This is a genomic window from Rhizobacter sp. P3_B12 (genome assembly GCF_056402895.1).
This window is the reverse complement of the sequence record NZ_JBFUGN010000622.1, coordinates 1-3,698: the sequence shown is the minus strand read 5'-3', so window position 1 is coordinate 3,698 and position 3,698 is coordinate 1. Positions and strand designations below refer to the sequence as shown.

Sequence of the window (3,698 nt, the reverse complement as noted above, 5' to 3'; positions counted from 1 at the left end):
GTCAAACCGTCTTGCTTTGCTGTCCGATCTATCTCGTTCAGCGCAGCCTTAGACTGTAGCACCTTTTTGCTCGACTTCAACAACTTGTTTGATTTTTTTCTGCCGCCGCTTTCGCCGCCTGCCGAAACCAATCTGTTGTTGGGTCGCTTCGTTGATTTGTCATCAGCGAAGCCCACGATTGTGCACAGCCCTGTTYGAATCGTCAACACCATAGACCCTCGAGTTTTGTCGGGATTCTCTGAAATGCCGCGACACACCGAGAGTCCCTTCAATACGCCGCCGGGGCTTCGCAGGCGGCGAGCCATCGGCGAGAATCCGCGCCCTGCCCCCGTTGGGAGGCGCGCGCGGCCGTCTGGTGGCAAACAGCGGTCGGCGTTGACAGAGCCAACAAACAAGAGAAGACCCCGATGTACGACACGACCTACGTCAACAACCCCTTCGAATCGACCATTGACCCCGGTACCGTCCTGCAACGCGTTGAACAGTCGGCTGGTATCGCCCAGCTGCAACGCCGCGTGTTCGCGCGTGCCGACAAGCTGCGCGGCGTCGCCGCCGACCTGATGGAGCACGACGCCAAGATCGAGGCCCTGTTTGCCAACGGCCCCCGCGCCGGCGCCGCCCCCAAGAAGAGCACGAAGACCAAGGCCGAGGCCTGAGCCGTCTCACCCCCGCCCGGGCCCGGTTCACCCTCGAACCATGGCACCCGGCGGACCCCGGGGCAACAATGCGGGAGCATGACGGCCCTCTCCTCTTTCTCCACCGACAGGGATCACGACGACGCGGCAGCGATACCGCGTCTCGCCTTCGGCATCGCCTGGGCGTTGTTCTGGGTGCTGATGATGACCATCGGCGTGCAGGACCACCTGCGCCGGGGCGGCACCGCCGTCTGGAAACCGCTGCTGTGGGAAGGCAGCTCGATGCTCGTGTCCAGCCTGATCGTCTGGCTGCAATGGCGGCGAGCCGGGCGTCTCGATGAGCTGCTGAACCGCCCGTGGCGCTGGTTCGCCGCGAGCCTGGCCTGGCTGCCGCTGGCCGCGCCCTGCTTCATCGGCGCGGTGTTCGGGCTGCGCCACGCGGTCCACGCACTCGCCGGCGAGGCCTACACGCACGACCCGTGGCCGGTGGTGTTCCGCTACGAGGCGCTGAAGTTCTCGATGTTCTACCTGCTGTTCGTCGCGATCGTCTTCGGGCTGCGCTCGCATGCGGCACTGGCCTCGGCGCGGCTGCGGCTCGAACGCGAGCGGCGCTTGGCGCAAAGCGCGCAGCTGCTGCAGCTGGCCCAGCAGATCGAGCCGCATTTCCTGTTCAACGCGCTCAACACGATCGCCTCGACGATCCACACCGACCCGGCGCTGGCCGACACGCTGCTGATGCGCCTGGCCGCGCTGCTGCGCGCCGCCACCGACCTGGCGCGCCACCCCGAGACCACGCTGGCCGACGAGCTCACGCTGCTCGAAGCCTACGCGTCCATCATGCGCGAGCGCTTCGCCGAGCGCGTCGACGTCATCTTCGACATCGACCCCGCCACCCATCCGTGCAAGGTCCCGTCGCTGCTGCTGCAACCCCTGCTCGAGAACGCCTTCCGCCACGGTGTCGAGCGTCGCCTGGCCCCCACCCGCATCGTCGTGAGTGCACGCCGCGCCGGTGCGCGCCTGTGCCTGGAGGTGCAGGACGACGCCGGCGAGCTGCCCCCTGGCCCCGATGTGTCCTGGGGCGTGGGCCTCGGCAACCTCCGGCAGCGGCTGCTGACACGCCATGGCGACAGCGCCTCGCTCACGCTGCAGGCGCGCGACGGCGGCGGCGTGCTGGCCCGCATCGAGCTGCCATGCGGGTGCTGATCGTCGACGACGAAACCCCGGCGCGCGAGCGCCTGCGCCGCCTGCTGCTCGCGTTCGCCGATGTCGAGGTGATCGGCCAGGCGCGCGACGGCGCGGAAGCACTGGCGGCGATCGCCGCGCAGGCGCCCGATGCGCTGTTCCTCGACGTGCAGATGCCGGGCGCGAGCGGCCTCGACGTCGCCGCATCGTTGCCCGAGCCGGCGCCCGCCATCGTCTTCGTCACCGCGCACGACCGCTACGCGGTGCAGGCCTTCGACGCCGCCGCGGTCGACTACCTGCTGAAGCCGGTCGAGCCGCAGCGCCTCGCGCAGGCGCTGCAGCGGCTGCGCGAGCGGCTCGGCGCGCCGCGCCCGCCACTGCAGCCGGCGCAGTTGCTGGTGGCCGACCGCGGCCGCACGCAGGTGGTCGCGGTGGCCGACATCCTGTGGCTCGAAGCCGCCGACAACTACGTCGTGCTGCACACCCCCGATCGGGCACCGCTGCTGCGCCGCACCCTGTCGGGCCTGCTCGCCGACCTGGGCCCCGGCTTCGTGCGCACGCACCGCGGTGCCGCGGTCGCGCTGGCCCACGTGACGCAGCTCGAACCGCTCGGCAAGGGCGATGCGCGCATCACGCTGCGTGGCGGGCCGACCGCGCCGTGCAGCCGCCAGTACCGTGAGGACCTGGTCGCGCGCCTGGCCGCCACGCGCTGATCCACCTCGCCCCCTGCCCGGGGCGCTTCGTCCCGCCGCGCTGTGCGCCGGCGCGGCCCGGCCCCAGCCTTGTCGCACCGCCCTGCGAAAGGCCTTGCCATGACGGACACCTCCACCCCACCCGCGCGCCTGCTCTACCTCGACTGGTTGCGCATCGCCGCCTTCGGGCTGCTGGTCCCGTACCACGTGGGCATGTACTACGTGAGCTGGGACTGGCACATCAAGAGCCCGCAGTGGCACACCGCACTGGAGCCGTGGATGATGCTCAGCTCGCCCTGGCGCATGGACCTGCTGTTCATCGTCTCCGGCGCCGCCACCGCGCTGATGCTGGGCACCGGCCGCGCCCCCTCGTTCGCCTGGCTGCGCCAGCGCAGCGCGCGGCTGCTGCTGCCCCTGCTGCTCGGCATGCTGGTGATCGTGCCGCCGCAGTCCTGGCTGGAGGTGCAGCGCCGCTACGGCTACGCCGGCAGCTACCTCGACTTCATCCCGCTCTACCTGCGCGGCGGCAGCGGCTTCTGCGATGCGGTGCACGGCTGCCTGGTGCTGCCGACCTGGAACCACCTGTGGTACCTGCCCTACCTGTTCGCCTACACGCTGCTGCTGTGGGGCGCGCTGCGCTGGCGGCCCGGCTTGCTGCAAGGCATCGCGCAGCTCGGTGCCCGCGCACTGGCCGGCCCGCACCTGCTGTGGCTGCCGCTCGCGCTGCTGTTCGGGTGGCGCCTGCTGATGGCACGCCGCTTCCCGGCCACGCATGCGCTGCTCGACGACTGGTTCCTGCACGGCCAGTACCTGGCGATGTTCGCGTTCGGCGCCGCACTGGCGCAGGCCAGCCGCCTGGCGGAAGATGCGCAACGCTGGCGCTGGTGGGCCCTGCTGTCGGCCGTGGCCAGCTGGCTCGCGCTGCAAGGGCTGCTGATGTCGGGGGCCGGCTGGCCGTGGCTGCGGGGGCTCGCGTTCTGCGTGCTGCAGTGGGGTGCGCTGGTCGCCGCCATCGGCTTCGCCCACCGGCACTGGAACGCCGACCACCCGCTGCGCAAGACCCTCGCCGAGGCGGTGTTCCCGCTCTACCTGCTGCACCAGACGCTGAACTTCCTGCTGGCGCCCGCGCGGCGGCCCTGGGCGCTGCCGTTCGAGGCGGAAGCGCCGCTGCTGGACGGCGGCACCTTCC

Annotated in this window: 5 protein-coding genes; 4 read left to right on the top strand and 1 reads right to left on the bottom strand. The window is 70.5% G+C overall.

Annotation, left to right across the window (positions count from 1 at the left end; translation table 11 throughout):
• Window positions 1-305, bottom strand: a 305-nt coding sequence (locus tag AC1D01_RS24905) for a hypothetical protein (protein WP_477871127.1), incomplete at its 3' end; no start/stop codon positions are given.
• Between the two features lie 102 nt (window positions 306-407).
• On the opposite strand from AC1D01_RS24905, the gene AC1D01_RS24900 reads away from it, so the two are divergent.
• From AC1D01_RS24900 to AC1D01_RS24885, 4 genes are all read left to right on the top strand, one after another.
• Window positions 408-656 (top strand): hypothetical protein, encoded by a 249-nt coding sequence (locus tag AC1D01_RS24900; protein WP_477871125.1) that lies wholly within the window; start codon window positions 408-410, stop codon window positions 654-656.
• Window positions 657-734: 78 nt separating this feature from the next.
• Window positions 735-1,838, top strand: a complete 1,104-nt coding sequence (locus AC1D01_RS24895; protein ID WP_477871123.1) for a sensor histidine kinase — start codon at window positions 735-737, stop codon at window positions 1,836-1,838.
• Window positions 1,826-2,530, top strand: coding sequence for a LytR/AlgR family response regulator transcription factor (locus AC1D01_RS24890; RefSeq protein ID WP_477871121.1), 705 nt, complete (start codon window positions 1,826-1,828; stop codon window positions 2,528-2,530). The genes AC1D01_RS24895 and AC1D01_RS24890 overlap by 13 nt, the downstream gene beginning before the upstream one ends.
• A gap of 99 nt (window positions 2,531-2,629) precedes the next feature.
• Window positions 2,630-3,698, top strand: a 1,069-nt coding sequence (locus AC1D01_RS24885) for an acyltransferase family protein (protein WP_477871119.1), incomplete at its 3' end; no start/stop codon positions are given.

What these genes read in the sequence shown, in the direction of transcription:
- AC1D01_RS24900 (WP_477871125.1), top strand. Translation starts at nt 408, where the DNA reads ATGTACGACACGACCTACGTCAACAACCCCTTCGAATCGACCATTGAC.
- AC1D01_RS24890 (WP_477871121.1), top strand. Translation starts at nt 1,826, where the DNA reads ATGCGGGTGCTGATCGTCGACGACGAAACCCCGGCGCGCGAGCGCCTG.
- AC1D01_RS24895 (WP_477871123.1), top strand. Translation starts at nt 735, where the DNA reads ATGACGGCCCTCTCCTCTTTCTCCACCGACAGGGATCACGACGACGCG.